Origin of the sequence: Exiguobacterium sp. SH3S3 (assembly GCF_004337115.1) — a bacterium.
Lineage (GTDB): Bacteria > Bacillota > Bacilli > Exiguobacteriales > Exiguobacteriaceae > Exiguobacterium > Exiguobacterium aurantiacum_A.
On the sequence record NZ_SJUU01000048.1, the window covers coordinates 1 to 351 of the forward strand.

A 351-nucleotide genomic window follows, 5' to 3' on the forward strand; every position below is an offset into this window, starting at 1 on the left:
CGAATCTAAAGGCCGGGAGTTCGAATCTCTCAGGGTGCACCATTTATAACGGGAAGTAGCTCAGCTTGGTAGAGCACTTGGTTTGGGACCAAGGGGTCGCAGGTTCGAATCCTGTCTTCCCGACCATCATAACTTTTGGGGCCTTAGCTCAGCTGGGAGAGCGCCTGCCTTGCACGCAGGAGGTCAGCGGTTCGATCCCGCTAGGCTCCACCAATTCTTTAACTGACGAACTTTGAAAACTGAACGATGAGGCAAAAAAAGTTTTACAAGTTTTGATTGAAGCGCAAGCTTCGTCATTTTCAAGAGCTATATCAAATTCTTTGGAGAGTTTGATCCTGGCTCAGGACGAAC

At 48.7% G+C, this 351-nt stretch carries 2 tRNA genes; both read left to right on the forward strand.

Annotated elements, in window-relative coordinates:
• Positions 1-49: 49 nt before the first annotated feature.
• Positions 50-126 (forward strand) — tRNA-Pro (locus tag EVJ28_RS14020).
• 11 nt (positions 127-137) lie between these two features.
• Positions 138-213 (forward strand) — tRNA-Ala (locus EVJ28_RS14025).
• The last annotated feature ends 138 nt before the right edge of the window (positions 214-351 follow it).